This window comes from Pseudonocardia sp. NPDC049635, assembly GCF_040659795.1.
Taxonomy (GTDB): Bacteria; Actinomycetota; Actinomycetes; order Mycobacteriales; family Pseudonocardiaceae; genus Pseudonocardia.
This window is the reverse complement of sequence record NZ_JBFAON010000010.1, coordinates 156,844-175,074: the sequence shown is the minus strand read 5'-3', so window position 1 is coordinate 175,074 and position 18,231 is coordinate 156,844. Positions and strand designations below refer to the sequence as shown.

Sequence of the window (18,231 nt, the reverse complement as noted above, 5' to 3'; positions counted from 1 at the left end):
ATCTTTACAGCCCGCTGAGCTGCATCTCGGTGGTGTGCGCGGCGCGGCACGCGACGGTGTGCTGTGCACGGCGCGCGACGGGCGCGGCGCGGCGTGCGACGGGCACGGCGTGCGACGGGCGCGGGGCGCTGTGCGGCGCCGGCGGTTCAGGGCCCGGCGGCGAGGGCGGCCCAGGCGGCACGGGCGTCGGCGTCCCACCGGGCGTGCAGCGTGGTGAACAGATCGGTGGCGCGGGCACCCGCCCACCGGTCGGGGAGCAGCTCGGCGGGGAGCTCCGGGTCGAGGAACGGGAACCGGCGCCAGGCGTGCACGAGCTGCACCTGCCGGGCCAGCACACCCGGGCCGGGAACCGGGCCCGTCCGGCGATCGGGCTCGAACTCGTCGATGAACTCGGAGTAGGCCTGCTCGATCCGGTCCAGGTCCCAGGCCTGCTCGACGACGTCGGCCGGGCGCCCGATGCCGCCGTAGTGCCCGACGAACGAGCTGCTCATGCCGCGCAGGTCCAGCTCGTCGAGGACGGCGGCGACCTGCGGTTCCTTGCCCGGGTCGGGGGAGACCCACACCCCCGGCGCCGGGGAACCGAGCCCGGCCCAGGCCAACCGGGTGCGGAGCCGGTGCCGTAACCGTCGCCGGGACTCGGGGACGCTGGCCAGCAGGACCAGCCACCGGCCGTCCCACCCGGTGGCCGGCCGGCCGAAGGCATAGATCCGTGCGGCGCCCTCGGACAGCAGTCGATGCCCGGGGGCGGTCAGCGACCAGCGGACCCGGCGGCCGTCGCGGTCGGAGGTGAGCAGCCCCTCGGCTGCGGTGCGGGCCAGCGCCTGACGTGCCGATTTGGGCTCCACCCCGAGTTCGCCCAGCACATCGAGCAGCACCCGGGTCCAGACCGGTTCACCGGAGGGCAGGACGAACTCGCCCAGCACGGTGAGCAACAGCGACCGGGCGGAGGTCGGGACCAGCTCACGGCGGCGCGGGGCCGGACCTTCGGAAAGGTCGGCCCCGACGGGCTCGGGATCGCGGGATGGGGTGGCCATGGTCGGGCCAGCCTAGGACCCGGTACTACCGTGGGTTCCCGTGACCGCCCCCGGACCCGACCGCACTCCGGGGGAGACCCCGTACCACCCTGCCGGACTGCTCGCGGCCGACCGGTCGCACGTGTGGCATCCGTACGCCCCGATGCCGGCGACGTCGACCCCGCTGGTCGTGGAGTCCGCGTCCGGGGTGCGGCTGCGGCTGCCGGACGGCCGGGAGCTCGTCGACGGCATGTCGTCGTGGTGGTCGGCGATCCACGGCTACCGCCACCCGCGGCTGGACGGGGCGATCCAGGAGCAGCTCGGCCGGATGAGCCATGTGATGTTCGGCGGGATCACGCACGGGCCGGCGGTCGATCTGGCCCGTCTGCTCGTGGAGATCACCCCCGAGGGGCTGGAGCACGTCTTCCTCGCCGACTCCGGCTCGGTGTCGGTGGAGGTCGCCATCAAGATGTGCCTGCAGTACTGGCGCTCCCGTGGGCGCCCGGGCAAGCACCGGTTGATGACGTGGCGGGGTGGTTACCACGGGGACACCTTCGGTGCGATGAGCGTCTGCGACCCCGACGGCGGCATGCACTCGCTGTGGACCGACGTGCTGCCCCGGCAGGTGTTCGCCGACGCCCCGCCGGAGGACTTCTCGCACGACTACGTCGCGCACCTGGCCGAGCTGGTCGAGACGCACGCCGACGAGCTCGCCGCCGTCATCGTCGAGCCGGTGGTGCAGGGCGCCGGCGGGATGCGCTTCCACGACCCGCGCTACCTGCACGTGCTGCGCGAGCTGTGCCTGGCCCACGACGTGCTGCTGGTGTTCGACGAGATCGCCACCGGCTTCGGGCGGACCGGTGAGCTGTTCGCGGCCGACCACGCCGGGATCGCCCCCGACGTCATGTGTGTCGGCAAGGCGCTGACCGGCGGGTACCTGACGATGGCCGCGACGCTGTGCAGCACCCGGGTGGCCGCGGGCATCAGCGACGGTGAGGCCGGGGTCCTGATGCACGGCCCGACGTTCATGGGTAACCCGTTGGCGGCGTCGGTCGCGCACGCCTCGGTGAGCCTGCTGCTGGAGCGCGACTGGCGGCGCGAGGTGAAGGACGTCGCCGCCGGGCTGCGTGCCGGGCTGGCTCCGGCGCGGTCGCTGCCCGGGGTGCGCGAGGTCCGCATCCTCGGTGCGATCGGCGTGATCGAGCTCGACGGCGAGGTCGACCTGCCCTCCGCGACGGCCGCCGCGGTGCTCGCCGGAGCCTGGCTCCGGCCGTTCCGGAACCTGGTCTACGCGATGCCTCCGTTCGTCTGCACGCGTGCGGAGATCGGCCTGATCACGGCCGCGATGCGCGCCGCAGCCCTTGCCGGACAACAGGATCGGTAGGGGATCGAGGCACCGGTCCGGGTGCATCCGAGTGTGAGCCGAGTCACGTCACGCTCCGGTGAACGGCCCTGACCGGGCGTTTCGTCGTGGCCGTCCGAGTCGATGAGAACCGCTCTCATCGCGATCCGTTTGCCTGAGCAGCTGCGACGCCGGTGCGGGCCACGAGCCCTGCGGCGTCGCTCCGGCACAGCCGTGCAGTGACCGCGTCGTCGCGGTCCGGCGCCCCCAACGGACCGATCTCGGAGGATCCGGTGCACCCGCACAGTCACTCCAGCAACTCCAGTCACTCCAGCAACGCCTGCAGTACGAGCAGCATGAGCAACACCAGCACCAGCTCCACCCGGGCGACCCGGGACGAGCACGCGCCGGCCGAGTCGGGCCGGGGCGAGCACTCCCCGCCGGGCGGCCGGTTCGGCCGCATGTTCCCGCACGCGCGGGCCGACCTCGCCGCGTCGGTGGTGGTGTTCCTGGTCGCGGTACCGCTCTCGCTCGGCATCGCGGTCGCCTCCGGCGCGCCGATCCTCGCCGGGCTCGTCGCCGCCGTCGTCGGCGCCGTGGTCGCCGGTCTGCTCGGCGGCTCGCCGCTGCAGGTCTCCGGCCCGGCGGCCGGCCTCACGGTGATCGTCGCGGAGCTGGTGAACCGCTTCGGCTGGGAGGTCACCTGCCTGATCACCGCCGGCGCCGGCGTCCTGCAGGTCGTCTTCGGGCTCACCCGGCTGGCCCGGTTCGCACAGGCCGTCCCGCCCGCCGTGGTGCACGGGATGCTCGCGGGGATCGGGGTCACCATCGCCGTCTCCCAGCTCAACGTCGTGTTCGGCGGTGAGTCGCGCACCGGTGCGGTCGACTCGCTGCTCGCGCTGCCCGGCTCCATGACGAACCTCTCGCCACCCGCCCTGTTCCTCGGAGCGCTGGTCGTCGCGCTGATGCTGACCTGGCCCCGCCTGCCCCGGCCGGTCTCCGCGGTGCCCGGCGCGCTGGTCGCCGTGCTCGTCGCCACGGTGCTCTCGCTCGCCGTCCCCGGCGCAGCCGGCGTCGTCCGGGTGGAGCTGGGTGGCTCGCTGCTCGACGCGCTCTCCACACCGGTGCTGCCCGAGTCCGACTGGGCGGGCGTGCTCGGCGGGATGCTGACGGTCGCGCTGATCGCGAGCGTGGAGTCACTGTTGTCCGCGGTCGCCGTCGAACGGATGCGCCCCGGTACGCGTACCGACGCCGACCGGGAGCTGCTCGGTCAGGGCGCGGCCAACACCGTCTCCGGCCTGATCGGCGGCCTGCCGGTCACCGGTGTGATCGTCCGGTCCTCGGCGAACGTCCGCGCCGGCGCGCGGACCAGGGCCTCGGGTGTGCTGCACGGCGTCTGGATCGCACTGTTCGCGGTCGTGCTGATCGACGTCATCGAGCTCATCCCGATGGCGGCGCTGGCCGGACTGCTGGTGGTGGTCGGCGCGCAGCTGGTCAAACCGGCCGACATCCGCACCGCCCGCTCGCACGGCGAGCTGGCGATCTACCTGGCGACGCTGGCCGGCGTCGTCGCGCTCAACCTGCTCGAAGGCGTGCTGATCGGGCTCGCGCTCGCCGGGATCGCGCTGCTGTGGCGGGCCGTCCGCTCGCGCCCGCACCTGGAACAGCACGCCGACGGGCACTGCGAGCTCGTCGTCGAGGGGTCGCTCTGCTTCCTCTCGGTGCCCCGGTTGTCCCGGGAGCTGAACTCCGTCCCGCGCGGGGTCGACACCACCGTCCGGCTGGTGACCGACTACCTCGACCACGCCGCCTACGACCACCTGCTCGCCTGGAAGGACCGTCACGAAGGCACCGGGGCGAGGGTCACGGTGATCGAGCCGGACGCGGCCCGCGCCGCTCCGGCGCCGTCGTATGCGACCTGGTCGCAGTGGCAGTCGGCCCAGCCCGTCGACCAGGAGCCGCACGAGCCGCTGATGGCCGGGGTCGCCGCCTACCACGACACCACCCGGGACCGGATCCGTCCGACGATGTCCGCACTCGCCGACGGCCAGGCGCCGTCGGCGATGATGATCGCCTGTGCCGACTCGCGGGTGCTGCCGCACGTGATCACCCACAGCGGGCCCGGTGACGTGTTCACCGTCCAGAACGTCGGCAACCTCGCGGTCGGGCCGGGCACCGCCGCCGCTGTCGAGTTCGCCACGTCGGCGCTCGACGTGCCGCTCGTCGTCGTCTGCGGGCACTCCGGTTGCGGCGCGATGACCGGGCTCCGTGCCGGACTGGCCGGCACCGACAGTGCACTCGGGCGGTGGCTGCTCGAGGCGCGTCCGGTGCTGCGGGCCTTCGAGCGCGGGCATCCGGTCGGCGTCGCGGCCGCCGCCGACGGTTTCGACGAGATCGACCAGCTGGCCATGGTCAACGTCGCGATGCAGGTGGAGATGGTGCGCGCCGCGCGATCGGGTCCGCGCCAGCTCGGCCTGTTCTACGACATCGGCACCGCAGCGGTCCTGGTGCTGGACGAACAGGCCGGGCGGTTCGTCCCGATCCGACCCGACGCCGGCGCCACCGGATCCGGCCTGGACCGGATCGCCGCAGGTCACGGGCACGGAATCGGCTCGACGGCGACGCCGCTGCAACGGGTGTGACGTGATCGCCCGGCGCGGACCCGATCGGGGGTCCGCGCCGGGAACATCGGGCCGCATCGGTTCGTTGGAACCGGGCATGGCCACCGTGGAACTGACCACCGACAACTTCAACGACGTCGTGGGCGCGCCCGGGGCGACCGTCCTGATCGACTTCTGGGCGTCCTGGTGCGGTCCGTGCAAGCAGTTCGCACCCGTCTACGACGCCGCGTCCGACAACCACCAGGACGTCACCTTCGGCAAGGTCGACACCGAGGCGCAGCAGGAGCTGGCCGGGGCGTTCGGGATCTCCTCGATCCCGACCGTGATGGCCGTCCGCGACGGTGTCGTCCTCTACTCCGAGCCCGGTGCGCTGCCGGCCGAGGCGCTGGAGGACCTGATCGGCCAGGTGAAGGCCGTCGACATGGACGAGGTCCGGGCCGCCGTCGCCGAGCAGGAGAAGCAGGCGGGCGGGGGCGCCGCCCCGCAGGTCTGATACCTGCCGCCGACCCGGCCCCGCACACCCCGGTGTGTGCGGGGCCGTTCGACGTCCCGGGCGTGTTGCCTAGGCTCCGGGGCGTGATCCACCCCCCGCATCCGCTGGCCTGGCTCGACGAGCACGCCGCGGCCCGCACCGAGGCCGGACTGCGCCGCAGCCTGCGCCCCCGCCCGCCGTCCGGTGCGGACACGCCGATCGATCTCGCGGGCAACGACTACCTCGGGCTGTCCTGCGACCCACGGGTGATCGCGGGCGGGATCGAGGCACTACGGGTGTGGGGGGCGGGCGCCACCGGTTCGCGGCTGGTCACCGGTGCCACCACGCTGCACCGGGACCTGGAGACCGAACTCGCCGGGTTCTGCGGGTTCGCCGGCGCGCTCGTCTTCTCCTCCGGCTACGCGGCGAACCTCGGCGTCGTCACCGCGCTGACCGGCCCCGGCGCGCTGATCGTCTCGGACGCGGCGTCGCACGCGTCGCTGGTGGACGCCTGCCGGCTGTCCAGGGCGCGGGTGGTGGTCGTCCCGCACGCCGATCCGGCCGCCGTCGACCGCGCGCTCGCCGGGCGCACCGAGGAGCGTGCGCTCGTGGTGACCGACACCGTCGGGTCCGCCGACGGGGACCTCGCTCCGCTGCGGGCGCTGCACCGGGTCTGCCGGGAGCACCGCGCGGTGCTGCTGGCCGACGAGGCGCACGGCCTGGGGGTGCGCGGCCCGGGCGGGCGCGGCCTGCTCGCCGAGACCGGCCTGGCCGGTCAGGACGACGTCGTCGCCACCGTCACGCTGTCCAAGGCGCTGGGCAGCCAGGGTGGCGCGGTGCTCGGACCGCCCGCGGTGATCGCGCACCTGATCGACTCGGCGCGGTCGTTCATCTTCGACACCGGCCTGGCCCCCGCGGCGACCGGTTCCGCGCTCGCCGCCCTGCGGGTGCTGGCCGCGGAGCCGGAACGGGCCGGGGAGGTGCTGCGGGTGGCCGGGGTGCTCGCGTCGGCCACCGGTGCGCCGGTGCCGGTCTCGGCGGTGGTGCCGGTGGTGCTCGGCGAACCGGGGCCCGCCGTCGCCGCGGCCGCGGCCTGCCTCGCCAGGGGCGTGCACGTCGGGTGCTTCCGGCCGCCGTCGGTGCCGCCGGGGACCTCCCGGCTGCGGCTCACCGCGCGGGCCGGGCTGCCCGAGGCCGACCTGCGGCGGGCCGCGTCGGCGCTGACCGAGGTGCTCGACGGGGTCCGCGCCGGGAGCGACCGGTGAGCGACCGGCCGGGCGGGATCGTCGTCGTCACCGGTACCGGGACCGATGTCGGCAAGACGGTCGTGACGGCTGCGCTGGCCGCGGTCGCGCTCGCCGGCGGCGTGCGGACTGCGGTGCTGAAGCCCGCCCAGACCGGTGTCGGACCGGGCGATCCGGGCGACGCCGACACCGTCGCCGCCCTGGTTCCGGGGGTCACCGTTCGTGAACTGGCCCGCTACCCGGACCCGCTGGCCCCGGCGACGGCGGCCCGGCGGGTCGGCCGGGCGCCGGTGACACCGCACGACGCGGCCGCCGCCGCCCGCGAGCTGGCCGGTGACCACGAACTGGTACTGGTCGAGGGGGCGGGCGGGCTGCTCGTCCGGTTCGACGACGACGGCGGCACCCTCGCCGACGTCGCCGGCCTGCTCGGTGCCCCGGTCGTCGTCGTCGCCGCGGCGGGTCTCGGCACGCTCAACCACACCGCCCTGACCGTCGAGGCGCTGCACGCGCGCGGTCTGGCCTGCGCCGGTGTCGTCGTCGGGGCGTGGCCGGACACACCCGACCTGGCCGCGCAGTGCAATCTCGCCGATCTCCCGGCGGCGACCGGGGTGCCGCTGCTCGGAGCCCTGCCCGCGGGTCTCGGCGCGGCACCGCCGGAGCGGTTCGGGATCGTTGCGTGTCACACACTGGGCCCGTCACCGCTGCGGCGCTGGCAGGATGCCGGATCATGACGACCGCCCGGACCGACGTTCTCACCGCCGCGCGCGCCCAGGTCCTCGAGCAGGGGATCGGGCTGACCCCGGCCCAGGTGCGCGAGATGCTGGACCTGCCCGACGAGAGGCTCGACGACCTGCTGGAACTGGCCCACGCGGTGCGGATGCGCTGGTGCGGGCCGGACGTCGAGGTCGAGGGCATCATCTCGCTGAAGACCGGCGGGTGCCCGGAGGACTGCCACTTCTGCTCCCAGTCCGGGCTGTTCGCCTCGCCGGTCCGCTCCGCGTGGCTGGACATCCCGATGCTGGTCGAGGCGGCCAAGCAGACCGCGAAGACCGGCGCCACCGAGTTCTGCATCGTCGCGGCGGTCCGCGGGCCGGACGAGCGGCTGATGGCGCAGGTCGCGGCCGGGGTCCAGGCGATCCGCGACGAGCTCGACATCAACATCGCCTGCTCGCTGGGCATGCTCACGCAGGACCAGGTCGACCGGCTCGCCGAGATGGGCGTGCACCGCTACAACCACAACCTGGAGACCGCCCGCTCGCACTTCCCGAACGTCGTCACCACGCACACCTGGGAGGAGCGCTGGGAGACTCTGCGCATGGTGCGGGCAGCCGGGATGGAGGTCTGCTGCGGCGGCATCGTCGGGATGGGGGAGACCCTGGACCAGCGCGCCGAGTTCGCCGGGCAGCTGGCCGAGCTGGAGCCCGACGAGGTGCCGCTGAACTTCCTCAACCCGCGCCCGGGCACGCCGTTCGGCGACCTGGAGCCGATGTCCGGGCCGGACGCGCTGCGCACCGTGGCCGCGTTCCGGCTCGCGCTGCCACGCACGATCCTGCGCTTCGCCGGTGGCCGGGAGATCACGCTCGGCGACCTCGGTGCCCGCAAGGGTCTGCTCGGCGGGATCAACGCGGTGATCGTCGGCAACTACCTGACGACGCTGGGGCGCCCGGCCGAGTCCGACATCGACCTGCTCGGCGAGCTGGAGATGCCGATCAAGGCCCTGAACGAGACGCTGTGAGCGCGGCGGCCACGGCCCACCCACGGGAGGCGGGCGGGCCGTACTGCGACCAGTGCGGGGAGCCGGCGGCCGCGCCGTCGCACCCGCGCTGTGCCGCGCGTCGCGAGCTGGAGCCACCGCGGTTCTGCCCGACCTGCGCGCGGCGGATGGTGGTGCAGGTCGACCCGGTCGGCTGGAGCGCCCGCTGCTCGCGGCACGGTGAGATCAGCGCCTGACGGCGCGCCCGGCGCCGGGCCCACCGCCCGGTACGGCAGGCTGGTCGCCATGGCGACGAAGTGGGGCCCGCTGCTGCGCAAGGCAGCCGACATGGCGTTCCGGCTGCTGCAGGACTCCCAGAAGCAGCGACCGGAGCAGCAGCGCGAGCAGCACCGACCGAGACAGGACGGCCGCTCCGCGCCGGCCGCGCCGGGCCGGGTCCGTGCCGCGCCGACCGGTGAGCGGGCCCGGCAGATCGTCTACGCGCCGGAGCCGGACGGCGCTGCCGACCCGGGCGAGATCGTCTGGACCTGGGTTCCCTACGAGGAGGACCCGAACCGGGGCAAGGACCGCCCGCTGCTGGTCGTCGGGCGGTCCGGCGCGGACCTGCTCGCCCTGATGCTGTCCAGCCAGGACCGGCGGTCCGGTGACCCGGACTGGGTCTCGATCGGTTCCGGGGCCTGGGACCGTGAGGGCCGCGAGTCCTTCATCCGGCTCGACCGGGTGCTGGAGATCGACGAGCACGGCATCCGGCGCGAGGGTGCGGTGCTCGACCGCAGCCGGTTCGACCGGGTCGCCACGGAGCTGCGGTCGCGCTACGGCTGGCGCTGACACCGGGTGTAGGGTCGACGGCATCATGGAGCTCTGACGACGTCCCCGACCGCGGTTCGCGGCATCATCGCCCCCGCCGGTCGTCCTCCGTTCCCCCGGAGACGTCGTCGTGTCCTCTGCTCCCGATCCCCAGGCCCTCATCGCGCGCGGCCTGGTCCACTCCTACGCCACCCGGGCCGGTCGTCCACCGGTGCTCGACGGTGTCGACCTCACGGCCGCACCCGGCACCCGGCTCGGGTTGATCGGGGAGAACGGTGCGGGCAAGTCCACGCTGCTTCGCCTGCTCGCCGGTGTCGAACGACCGGACGCCGGGCAGGTCCGGGCACCGGCCGATCTGGTGTACCTGCCGCAGGAACCGGTGCTCGACGCCGGCAGCACCGTCGGCGACCTGCTCGACGACGCGTTGCGCCCGCTGCACGACGCGGTGTCCGCGCTGGAGCGGTTCGCCACCGCGCTGACCGAGGACCCGTCCGTCGCCGCCGACTACGACCGGACGCTCGCCTGGGCGATCGCCCACGACGCGTGGGACGCCGACCGGCGCGCCGAGGTCACCGCGGGCGCACTCGGCGTCGCCGGCCTGGATCGTGACCGTCCGGTCGGGACGCTGTCCGGGGGGCAGCGCACCCGGCTCGCGATGGCGGCGGCACTGGTCCGCCGCCCGGCCTGCCTGCTGCTCGACGAGCCCACCAACCATCTCGACGACGGCGCGCTCGACCTGCTGGAACGCTCGCTCACCGAGCTGCCGGGGGTGGTCGTCGCGGCGAGCCACGACCGCACGTTCCTGGACCGGGTCTGCACCGGGTTGCTCGATCTCGACGCCGGCGCGCTCGGCACCGACGGTGACGGAGGCCGTCTGTTCGGCGGGTCGTTCACCGAGTACCTGGATGCGCAGGCCGCGAGCCGGCAGCGCTGGGAGGAGGTGTTCGCCGCCCAGCAGGAGGAGATCGGGCGGCTCCGCGAGCGTGCCCGGGCCTCGCTGTCGGCGATCGCCCCCGGCCGCGGTCCGCGGGACAACGACAGGTTCATCCACGCGTTCAAGGGCGCAGGCGTGGAGCGCACCCGGGCCCGCCGGGTGCACGACGCGCAGCGCCGCCTGGAGATCGCCGAGCGGGAGGCGCTGCCGAAACCACCGCGGCCGTTGCGCTTCACCGGCCGGCTGACCGGCGACGCGGTGGGCGGGCTCGCCGTGCAGGTCCGCCACCTGGTCGTCGCGCATCGGCTGCGGCTCGATCGGCTGGACCTGGCCGCCGGGTCGGGGTTGCTGGTCACCGGCCCGAACGGGTCGGGGAAGTCCACGCTGCTGGCGGTGCTGAACGGGGCCCTCGCGCCGTCGTCGGGGTCGGTGCAGGTGCGCGCGCGGCGGGTCGGGCTGCTCGCCCAGGACCCGCAGGTCGGACCACCGGAGCGCACCGCCGCCGACGCCTACGTCGCGCTGCTGGGACCGGAGCTCGCCGAGCGGGTGCCGCTGCGCGAGCTCGGTCTGCTCCATCCTCGGGAGCACGGTACCCGGGTCGGCGAGCTGAGCCTGGGCCAGCGGCGCCGGTTGGCGCTGGCGGTGGCGATCGCCGGCGCGCCGGACCTGCTGCTGCTCGACGAGCCGACCAACCACATCTCGCTGCGGCTGGCCGGCGAGCTGGAGGAGGCGCTCGGCACGGCACCGGGGACGGTGCTGGTCACCTCGCACGACCGTTGGCTGCGCCGCCGGTGGGACGGGCCGGTGCTGGAACTGTCGCCGGGCGCTAGTTGAGGCTGTGCTCGTCGGCGAACGTCCCGTGCGGCGCCGGGACGGCCCGGAGCCGGTCCAGCAACCCGCGTTCCCGGGCGAGCAGCCGGCGCACCTCGCGCAACCGCTGCACCGGGTCGGTCTGTTCCAGCAGGTCCTGCCGGTCGGTGAGCGGGAGCAGGCAGTCCTCGGCGAGCAGGTGGGCGAGTTCGGCGGTGGGGGTGTCACCGCCCGGCTCGGACCAGTCGCCGGTCCGCCAGGCGGTACTGCAGTAGCTGCGGTGCGCCGCCCGCGCGGCCTGCTCCAGCATCGTCACCAGGCGTGGGTCGGTCCCGCCGGTGGGTGTCCGGTCGGGCAGGAACTCGACGGTCCCGCACATGTACGACCGGCTGTCCCGGTCGACGTCGAGCAGCCGGAACCGGCGCCCGCCGCGGGTGACGATGTCGTAGCGCCCGTCGGGCAGCCGGCGCGCGTCGAGCAGCACGGCGGTGCAACCGACCTGGTGCATCCCGGCCGCGCCGGACCGGTCGGGGGAGTGGCCCTCGCGCACCGCGACGACGCCGAACTCGTTGTCCGGCACCGTGCCGGTGATGAGATCGACGGTGAGCTGCCGGTAGCGGGGCTCGAAGATGTGCAACGGGAGCGCCGCGCCGGGCATCAGCACCGTTCCCAGCGGGAACAGCGGGATCGTCGCGGCCACCGCTTCACGGTAATACGGCTCCGGTCGGCCCGCCCGACCGCCGGTCGGCCCCACCGCGGGCGGGCGGGCGGAGCACGGCGAAGGCGTCGGTGATCCGCAGCGACCGGTCGGTGAACCGGAACAGCGCGGCCGGGCGTCCACCGGCCCGTCCCGGCGGGACCGTGTCACCGGTGGGCTCGAGCAGGTCGCGCCGGGTCAGGACGCGTTGCAGGTTGGTCGCCGACACCGGGTGGCCGAGCGCGGCGACATAGTGCTCGCGCAGCGCCGAGATGGTGAACGCGGCGGGCGCGATGGCGAACCCCAGGTTCGTATAGGACAGTTTGGCGCGCAGCCGTTCCCGGGCGGAGTCGACGATGCCGGCGTGATCGAACGCGGTCGCCGGGAGCGCGTCGATCTCGTGCCAGGCGGTGTCGTCGGGCAGCTCGGGGTCGGCGTCGGAGGGCACCAGGCCCAGGAAGGCGGTCGCGATCCTGCGGGGGCCGGGGGTGCGGTGCGGATCGGAGAAGACCGACAGCTGCTCGACGTGCGCGACCTCGCGGACGTCGACCTTCTCGGCGAGCTGCCGGCGGACCGAGGTCTCGACGTCCTCGTCGGCGGCCAACCGACCACCGGGCAACGACCACCGGCCGGCGTCGGGTTCCAGCGCGCGCTGCCACAGCAGTACCCGCAACCTGCCGTCCCGGATGCCGAGCACGGCGGCGAGGACCTCGTGCAGGGCGGGCGGGGAGGTCACGGGATGAGCCTAGGGGGCGTTGCGGGAAGCACGGGCGGGTGACGACCGGGTAGCCACAAGGTGAGGTCCCGGTCACGCCGTGGGTGCTCGGGCGGCCGGGCCGGTGCTACGATCCGGCTAGTTTCCGCTCAATAGGCGAAAACCTGACCGGCCCGGGAGGGCGAGATGACCGGAACGCTGACGGCGCCGGGATCGACGGCGGTCGACCCGGCCTGGGCCGACGAGGTCCGCACGCTGGCCCGCGAGCGGGACGCCGTGCTGCTGGCGCACAACTACCAGCTGCCCGAGATCCAGGACATCGCCGACCACGTGGGGGACTCGCTCGCGCTGTCCCGGATCGCGGCCGAGGCGGACGCGTCGACGATCGTGTTCTGCGGCGTGCACTTCATGGCCGAGACCGCGAAGATCCTCGCGCCGGACAAGACCGTGCTGATCCCCGACGCGCGGGCCGGCTGCTCGCTCGCCGACTCGATCACCGCCGAACAGCTGCGGGAGTGGAAGGCCGAGCACCCCGGCGCCGTCGTCGTCTCCTACGTGAACACGACCGCTGCGGTGAAGGCCGAGACCGACGTGTGCTGCACCTCGTCGAACGCGGTGGAGGTCGTCGACTCGATCCCGCGCGACCGCGAGGTGCTGTTCCTGCCCGACCAGTTCCTCGGCGCGCACGTGCGCCGGGTGCTCGACCGGGAGAACATGCACGTGTGGGCCGGTGAGTGCCACGTGCACGCCGGTATCAACGGTCGCCAGCTCGCCGATCAGGCGAGCGCGCACCCCGAGGCCGACCTGTTCGTGCACCCGGAGTGCGGTTGCGCGACCTCGGCGCTGTACCTGGCGGGTACCGGCGCGGTGCCGGAGAGCCAGGTCAAGATCCTCTCCACCGGCGGCATGATCGACGCCGCCCGTGCGACCGGTGCGAAGGAGGTGCTGGTGGCGACCGAGGTCGGCATGCTGCACCAGCTCCGCCGGGCCGCACCGGAGATCGATTTCCGGGCGGTCAACGACCGGGCGTCCTGCACGTACATGAAGATGATCACGCCGGAGGCGCTGCTGCGATCGGTGCGGCACGGCACCGACGAGGTGCACGTGGACCCCGATCTCGCCGCGCGCGGCCGGGCCGCGGTCCAGCGCATGATCGAGATCGGATCGCCGGGGGGTGGGGAGTGACCTGGGAGGCCGGCGCCGACCTGGTCGTCGTCGGCTCCGGGGTGGCCGGGCTGACCGCCGCCCTGGACGCGGCCGCCGCCGGGCTGCGCACCGTCGTCGTCACCAAGGACGGGATCGGCGAGGGCTCCACCCGCTGGGCCCAGGGCGGCGTCGCCGTGGTGCTCGGCGACATCGTGGGCGACAGCATCGAGGCACACGTCGCGGACACGCTCGCCGCGGGCGGCGGGCTCAACGACCGCGCCGCGGTGGAGACCGTCGTCCGGGGTGGCCCGGCCGCGGTGCGCAGGCTCCGCGAGCGCGGCGCCCTGTTCGACGCCCGCGGCGGCCGCCTGGAACGCACCCGCGAAGGCGGCCACTCCGCGCTGCGCGTGGTGCACGCCGGCGGTGACGCGACCGGTGCGGAGATCGAACGCGCGCTGGTCCGGGCCGCCCGCTGCGAGGGGTTGACCGTGCTCGACGGGCACATCGCGGTCGACGCGCTGCGCGACGCCACCGGCCGGGTCGTCGGCCTGTCGGTGCTGGACGGGGAGGGGCGTGCCGGGATGCTGCGCGCCCCCGCGGTGCTGCTGGCCTCCGGCGGCTACGGCCAGCTCTACGCCTCCACCACGAACCCGGCGACCGCCACCGGTGACGGTGTCGCGCTCGCCCTGCGGGCCGGGGCGACCGCGTCGGACCTGGAGTTCGTGCAGTTCCACCCGACGGTGCTGTGGTCCGGCCCCGGATCGGACACCGCGGGCAGGCGGCCGCTGGTCACAGAGGCCGTCCGCGGTGAGGGTGCGGTGCTGCGGGACCGGACCGGTCATGCCTTCATGGCCGCGGTGCACGAGCGCGCCGACCTCGCCCCACGCGACGTCGTCGCCGCCGCGATCACCCGGCGGATGGCCGAGACCGGCACCGACTGCGTCTACCTGGACGCGACCGGGCTGGACGGGTTCGCCCACCGGTTCCCGACCGTGCACGCCTCCTGCACGGCGGTCGGGATCGACCCGGCGACCGAGCCGATCCCGGTCACCCCGGCCGCGCACTACGCCTGCGGCGGCGTACTCGCCGACACCGACGGCCGGACCGGTGTGCCCGGGCTGTACGCGGCGGGCGAGGTGGCCCGGACCGGGCTGCACGGCGCCAACCGGCTGGCGTCGAACTCCTTGCTGGAAGGCCTCGTGGTCGGCGAACGCGCGGTCCGGGCGGTGCTCGCCGACCGCGGCCTCACCGCGCTGTCCGAACCGGTCGAGCCCGCCCCCGCACTGCCGGTGGCCGACCGGACGGTGGTGCAGCGCGCGATGAGCGCGTGCGCCGGGATCGGCCGGGACGCGACCGGCCTGGCGACCGCGTCCGACGCGATCGAGGCGGTCACCGTCACCGCGGCCCCGGTCGGGCGTGCCGGTGTCGAGGACGCCGCGCTGACCCTGCTCGCCCAGGCCCTGCTCGCCGCGGCGGGCACCCGGCGGGAGACCCGCGGATGTCACGTGCGCACCGACTTCCCGGACCGCGACGACGTCCACCAGCGGGTCTCGCTGCCGATCCGGCTGGACGGCTCCGGCCGGCCGGTGGTCGTCACCGGCACGCTGGTCGGTGTGGCGTGACGGCCCGGATCGCGGCCGGGGTGGGTGGGAACGCCGAGATCGGCGTCCCCGATCCGGACGATCTCGACCGGGTGGTGCGCACCGCGCTCGCCGAGGACCTGCGCTACGGGCCGGACGCGACGACCAGGGCCACGGTCGGGCCCGACGCCATGGCCGACGCCGCGTTCACGCCGCGCACGGACGGTGTCCTCGCCGGGCTCCCCGCGGTGCACGCGGTGCTGCGCGCCGTGCTCGGTGACGGCGCGGGACCCGGCACCGGTCAGGTGCAGTACGAGGTCGGCTACTCGGTCGTCTCCACCGCCGCCGACGGCGACCGGCTGGTGGCGGGGACACCGGCGCTGGTCGTGCACGGACCGGTGCAGGGGCTGCTCACCGCGGAACGGACCGCGCTGAACCTGCTGTGCCACCTGTCCGGGATCGCGACCGCCACCCGGGCCTGGGTGGACGCCGTCGCGGGCACCGGCGCCCGGATCCGGGACACCCGCAAGACGCTGCCCGGGCTGCGGCTGCTGGAGAAGTACGCCGTCCGCTGCGGTGGTGGGACCAACCACCGGCTCGGGCTGGGTGACGCCGTCCTGATCAAGGACAACCACGTCGCCGCTGCCGGGTCGGTGGGAGCGGCGCTCACCGCGGCCCGCAGCGCCGCCCCGGACCTGCCGTGCGAGGTGGAGGTCGACTCGTTGGAGCAGCTCGACGAGGTCCTCGGCCTGGCGGCCGAGCTGGTCCTGCTGGACAACTTCACGGTGGCCGACACCGCGACCGCCGTCCGCCTCCGGGACGCCGCCGCGGCCGCGTCCGGGCACCGCACGCTGCTGGAGTCCTCCGGCGGGCTGGCCCTGGCGAACGCGCGGGAGTACGCCGAGACCGGTGTCGACTTCCTCGCCGTGGGGGCGCTGACCCACTCGGTGACCGCGCTGGACATCGGGCTGGATCTCGGCCCGGTATGAGCGGTGTCGGCCGGCGCGCGAGCCGCCCGGCCGGTCACCGGCCCGGCGCCGGCTCCGCCCCGCCGAGCAGCTGTGGTTGGACCGGCGCCGGATAGCGGACCGAGAACCGGACGTCACCGAGCAGTTCCCGGATCCGCGTCGCGGCGGCCTCGATCCCGGCGAGCGCCGCGGTGCCCGGGCCGGGATCGACGCAGATCCGGGTGGCGATCGTGCCGTCCGGGCGCTGCACCCAGCTCCCGACGATCCGTCCGTCCACCCAGATCGCCGGGCCACCGTTGCCGTTGCGGTCGAACAGCAGCCGGGCCGCGGCCGGTTCGAGGTACCAGTCGCGGGCCTTCCAGCCCATGGTCGTCGGGTCCAGGCCGGGCAGCAGCGCCACCGACGGCCCCGGGTCGCCGACCGGGTCGGCGTCGTCGGGGAGCAGGTAACCGGTGCCGCCGCCGTCGAGCGACACGGTGACGGCACCGACGTCGGCCAGGGCGGCCTTCGTGGTCGCGACCGTCCAGCCCGCCCACCAGCGCAGGTCGTCGCGGGTCGCCGGGCCGAACGCGTGCAGGTACGCACGCGCCAGCCCGGCCGCAGCGGTGCGCCGGTCGAGCGGCCCGCCCAGCGCACCGGGCAGCCAGTCCCCGGCGGCGGCCCACCGGTACTGCCCGTTGATCCAGGTGCCGGTCGGACGGGCCCGCAGCACCCGGCCCTCGAACCCGAGGACCAGCAGCACCCTGGAGTGCGCCGGGTAGCTGCCCGGGCCGATCGGCAGCACCGTCCCGGACAGCTGCGGCAGCGCGGTGCCGATGTCCCGGGCCGTGGTCGGCCCGCGCTGCGCCAGCAGATCGAGCACGGCCCGGGCGGCCTCGTCGAACCAGGCGGCCGGATCGGCGATCCCGGCGGCCCCGAGCTGGTTCATCAGGTCGCGCCGCTGCACGGCGGCGACGTCGAGGGTGGCGGCGTGATGGGCGAGCGCGGCGTGCCGGCGGCCGAACACCCACAGCGTGCGGCGCATCGCGTGGTGGCGCAGCAGGGTGCGCTCGTCGTACAGCGCGGTCGAGACCGCATCGAGTGCGGGGGAGCGCATCCGCACCGCTGCCGAGAGGTAGACGGTGACCGGGTCGGTGGAGTGCAACGCGACCAGATCGTCGGCGACGGCGACGACGTCGTCGGTGCGGGAGTGCGGCGCCAGCCGGTGCCGGAGGGTCAGCCGGGCCCGGCGCTCGGCATCGCTGACGTGCCGGACGTGCTCAGCGACTTTCATGGTCACCGGTGTTCACGGTCGCCGACGGTCGCGGCCGTCGATCCTCGCGGTCGCCGGGGCTCGTGATCGCCGGTGCTCATGTCCGCCGACGATGCCACGGGGCACCGACAGCGTCGGCGCGTCAGCCGGGCAGGCGGCGGGCGGCCAGCAACGCCGACAGGTTCGCCGTGAGCGGCACCGGGGCGTCGAGCACGAGCTCCTCACCGGGCCGGGCCCTGGCCGTCTCGACCCAGCGGCCGTCGTGCAGCGTGTACCCGGTGGCGTCCGGCCCGGCCGCGGTGAGGTCGATCCGCAGCAGGTGCCCGATCCCTGCGGCCGCGTACAGCGCAGGCTTCACCTGGTCCTCGGTGCGCCGCCGGTTCGCCCCGTCGATCTCGACGACCAGCCGGACGTGGCGGGCCTCCCAGACGACCACGTCCGGGTCGATGCCGGGCCCGGCGTCGACCACCGCGAGATCCGGGATGAGGATCCGGTCCGGGCCGAGCCGCACGTTGACCGCCTCGAACACGTCGAGGTCGTCACCACGGGCACGCTCGAACAGGTACCAGAGCCGGGAGGACAGCTTCTGGTGCGGGCTGCCCGGGCTCGGGCTCACGAGGAGTCCCCCGTCGACCAGCTCGATCCGACGCCGGTCGTCGGGCAGCTGGAGGAAGCTCTCCTCGGTCCAGTGCTCGGGCGCGTCCGGTTGCGGATCGTAGGCGGGTGCGGCCATCGGCGGGTCACCTCCGGGGGGTCGGGGTCCATGGTGGCAGCATCGGCCGGGGGTACGACAGTTCCGACGGCTCGCACGGACTCCACGGACTCCACGGACTCCGGGGGTCCCGGTGGCTCCGCGAGCTCGTCGGCCGGTGGTTGACCCGGCGGTGAGGGCGGCGGGGTCGAGTCGCTGTCGGAC

The 18,231-nt window shown here is 74.7% G+C and carries 17 protein-coding genes; 12 read left to right on the top strand and 5 right to left on the bottom strand.

The features are described 5' to 3' along the window. Window positions 1-146 precede the first annotated feature (146 nt). Entirely contained in the window at window positions 147-1,034 is an 888-nt protein-coding gene (locus AB0J24_RS15050) for a PaaX family transcriptional regulator C-terminal domain-containing protein (RefSeq protein ID WP_358681025.1), read from the bottom strand. 40 nt (window positions 1,035-1,074) lie between these two features. Here AB0J24_RS15050 and AB0J24_RS15045 point away from each other — a divergent pair, with 40 nt between their 5' ends. The 9 genes from AB0J24_RS15045 to AB0J24_RS15005 all read left to right on the top strand — a co-directional run bounded on the left by AB0J24_RS15045 (window position 1,075) and on the right by AB0J24_RS15005 (window position 10,981). After that, a complete protein-coding gene (locus AB0J24_RS15045; RefSeq protein WP_358681023.1) occupies window positions 1,075-2,397 on the top strand; it encodes an adenosylmethionine--8-amino-7-oxononanoate transaminase in 1,323 nt (440 codons plus the stop codon). A gap of 314 nt (window positions 2,398-2,711) precedes the next feature. Then, window positions 2,712-4,997, top strand: coding sequence for a bifunctional SulP family inorganic anion transporter/carbonic anhydrase (locus AB0J24_RS15040; RefSeq protein ID WP_358681021.1), 2,286 nt, complete (start codon window positions 2,712-2,714; stop codon window positions 4,995-4,997). A gap of 76 nt (window positions 4,998-5,073) precedes the next feature. Further along, window positions 5,074-5,469: a thioredoxin gene (gene trxA, locus AB0J24_RS15035; RefSeq protein WP_358681019.1), complete on the top strand. Its 396-nt coding sequence runs from the start codon at window positions 5,074-5,076 to the stop codon at window positions 5,467-5,469. A gap of 83 nt (window positions 5,470-5,552) precedes the next feature. Then, window positions 5,553-6,713, top strand: coding sequence for an 8-amino-7-oxononanoate synthase (locus tag AB0J24_RS15030; protein WP_358681017.1), 1,161 nt, complete (start codon window positions 5,553-5,555; stop codon window positions 6,711-6,713). Next, window positions 6,710-7,423, top strand: a complete 714-nt coding sequence (gene bioD / locus AB0J24_RS15025; RefSeq protein ID WP_358681015.1) for a dethiobiotin synthase — start codon at window positions 6,710-6,712, stop codon at window positions 7,421-7,423. The genes AB0J24_RS15030 and bioD overlap by 4 nt, the downstream gene beginning before the upstream one ends. Beyond that, a complete protein-coding gene (gene bioB, locus AB0J24_RS15020; RefSeq protein ID WP_358681012.1) occupies window positions 7,420-8,427 on the top strand; it encodes a biotin synthase BioB in 1,008 nt (335 codons plus the stop codon). The genes bioD and bioB overlap by 4 nt, the downstream gene beginning before the upstream one ends. Then, the gene (locus AB0J24_RS15015) at window positions 8,424-8,642 is read left to right on the top strand and encodes a hypothetical protein (RefSeq protein WP_358681009.1); all 219 of its coding nucleotides are present in this window, start codon (window positions 8,424-8,426) and stop codon (window positions 8,640-8,642) included. The genes bioB and AB0J24_RS15015 overlap by 4 nt, the downstream gene beginning before the upstream one ends. A 49-nt stretch (window positions 8,643-8,691) precedes the next feature. Further along, window positions 8,692-9,234: a type II toxin-antitoxin system PemK/MazF family toxin gene (locus AB0J24_RS15010; RefSeq protein WP_358681006.1), complete on the top strand. Its 543-nt coding sequence runs from the start codon at window positions 8,692-8,694 to the stop codon at window positions 9,232-9,234. A gap of 109 nt (window positions 9,235-9,343) precedes the next feature. Continuing rightward, a complete protein-coding gene (locus AB0J24_RS15005; RefSeq protein WP_358681004.1) occupies window positions 9,344-10,981 on the top strand; it encodes an ABC-F family ATP-binding cassette domain-containing protein in 1,638 nt (545 codons plus the stop codon). Here the strand turns inward: AB0J24_RS15005 and AB0J24_RS15000 are convergent. Together AB0J24_RS15000 and AB0J24_RS14995 are read right to left on the bottom strand one after the other, a co-directional pair. Continuing rightward, window positions 10,974-11,657 carry an LON peptidase substrate-binding domain-containing protein gene (locus AB0J24_RS15000; RefSeq protein ID WP_358681001.1) on the bottom strand — a complete coding sequence of 228 codons (684 nt, stop codon included), beginning with the start codon at window positions 11,655-11,657 and terminating at the stop codon, window positions 10,974-10,976. The genes AB0J24_RS15005 and AB0J24_RS15000 overlap by 8 nt on opposite strands. 4 nt (window positions 11,658-11,661) lie before the next feature. Then, window positions 11,662-12,390, bottom strand: coding sequence for an NUDIX domain-containing protein (locus tag AB0J24_RS14995; RefSeq protein WP_358680998.1), 729 nt, complete (start codon window positions 12,388-12,390; stop codon window positions 11,662-11,664). Between the two features lie 165 nt (window positions 12,391-12,555). Here AB0J24_RS14995 and nadA point away from each other — a divergent pair, with 165 nt between their 5' ends. The 3 genes from nadA to nadC are packed head-to-tail and all read left to right on the top strand — an operon-like array spanning window position 12,556 to window position 16,084. After that, window positions 12,556-13,554, top strand: a complete 999-nt coding sequence (nadA, locus tag AB0J24_RS14990; protein ID WP_358680995.1) for a quinolinate synthase NadA — start codon at window positions 12,556-12,558, stop codon at window positions 13,552-13,554. Continuing rightward, window positions 13,551-15,137: an L-aspartate oxidase gene (locus AB0J24_RS14985; RefSeq protein ID WP_358680993.1), complete on the top strand. Its 1,587-nt coding sequence runs from the start codon at window positions 13,551-13,553 to the stop codon at window positions 15,135-15,137. The genes nadA and AB0J24_RS14985 overlap by 4 nt, the downstream gene beginning before the upstream one ends. Beyond that, the gene (gene nadC, locus AB0J24_RS14980; RefSeq protein WP_358680990.1) at window positions 15,134-16,084 is read left to right on the top strand and encodes a carboxylating nicotinate-nucleotide diphosphorylase; all 951 of its coding nucleotides are present in this window, start codon (window positions 15,134-15,136) and stop codon (window positions 16,082-16,084) included. The genes AB0J24_RS14985 and nadC overlap by 4 nt, the downstream gene beginning before the upstream one ends. Window positions 16,085-16,118: 34 nt before the next feature. Here the strand turns inward: nadC and AB0J24_RS14975 are convergent, their stop codons facing one another. Next, window positions 16,119-17,336 carry a winged helix DNA-binding domain-containing protein gene (locus tag AB0J24_RS14975; protein ID WP_358681088.1) on the bottom strand — a complete coding sequence of 406 codons (1,218 nt, stop codon included), beginning with the start codon at window positions 17,334-17,336 and terminating at the stop codon, window positions 16,119-16,121. Between the two features lie 121 nt (window positions 17,337-17,457). Further along, window positions 17,458-18,048: a Uma2 family endonuclease gene (locus AB0J24_RS14970; protein WP_358680987.1), complete on the bottom strand. Its 591-nt coding sequence runs from the start codon at window positions 18,046-18,048 to the stop codon at window positions 17,458-17,460. Window positions 18,049-18,231: the final 183 nt, after the last annotated feature.

Coding starts and splice junctions, on each gene's coding strand:
- AB0J24_RS15050 (WP_358681025.1), bottom strand. CDS start 1,034: ATGGCCACCCCATCCCGCGATCCCGAGCCCGTCGGGGCCGACCTTTCC.
- AB0J24_RS15040 (WP_358681021.1), top strand. CDS start 2,712: ATGAGCAACACCAGCACCAGCTCCACCCGGGCGACCCGGGACGAGCAC.
- trxA (WP_358681019.1), top strand. CDS start 5,074: ATGGCCACCGTGGAACTGACCACCGACAACTTCAACGACGTCGTGGGC.
- bioB (WP_358681012.1), top strand. CDS start 7,420: ATGACGACCGCCCGGACCGACGTTCTCACCGCCGCGCGCGCCCAGGTC.
- AB0J24_RS15010 (WP_358681006.1), top strand. CDS start 8,692: ATGGCGACGAAGTGGGGCCCGCTGCTGCGCAAGGCAGCCGACATGGCG.
- nadA (WP_358680995.1), top strand. CDS start 12,556: ATGACCGGAACGCTGACGGCGCCGGGATCGACGGCGGTCGACCCGGCC.
- AB0J24_RS14975 (WP_358681088.1), bottom strand. CDS start 17,336: ATGAAAGTCGCTGAGCACGTCCGGCACGTCAGCGATGCCGAGCGCCGG.
- AB0J24_RS14970 (WP_358680987.1), bottom strand. CDS start 18,048: ATGGCCGCACCCGCCTACGATCCGCAACCGGACGCGCCCGAGCACTGG.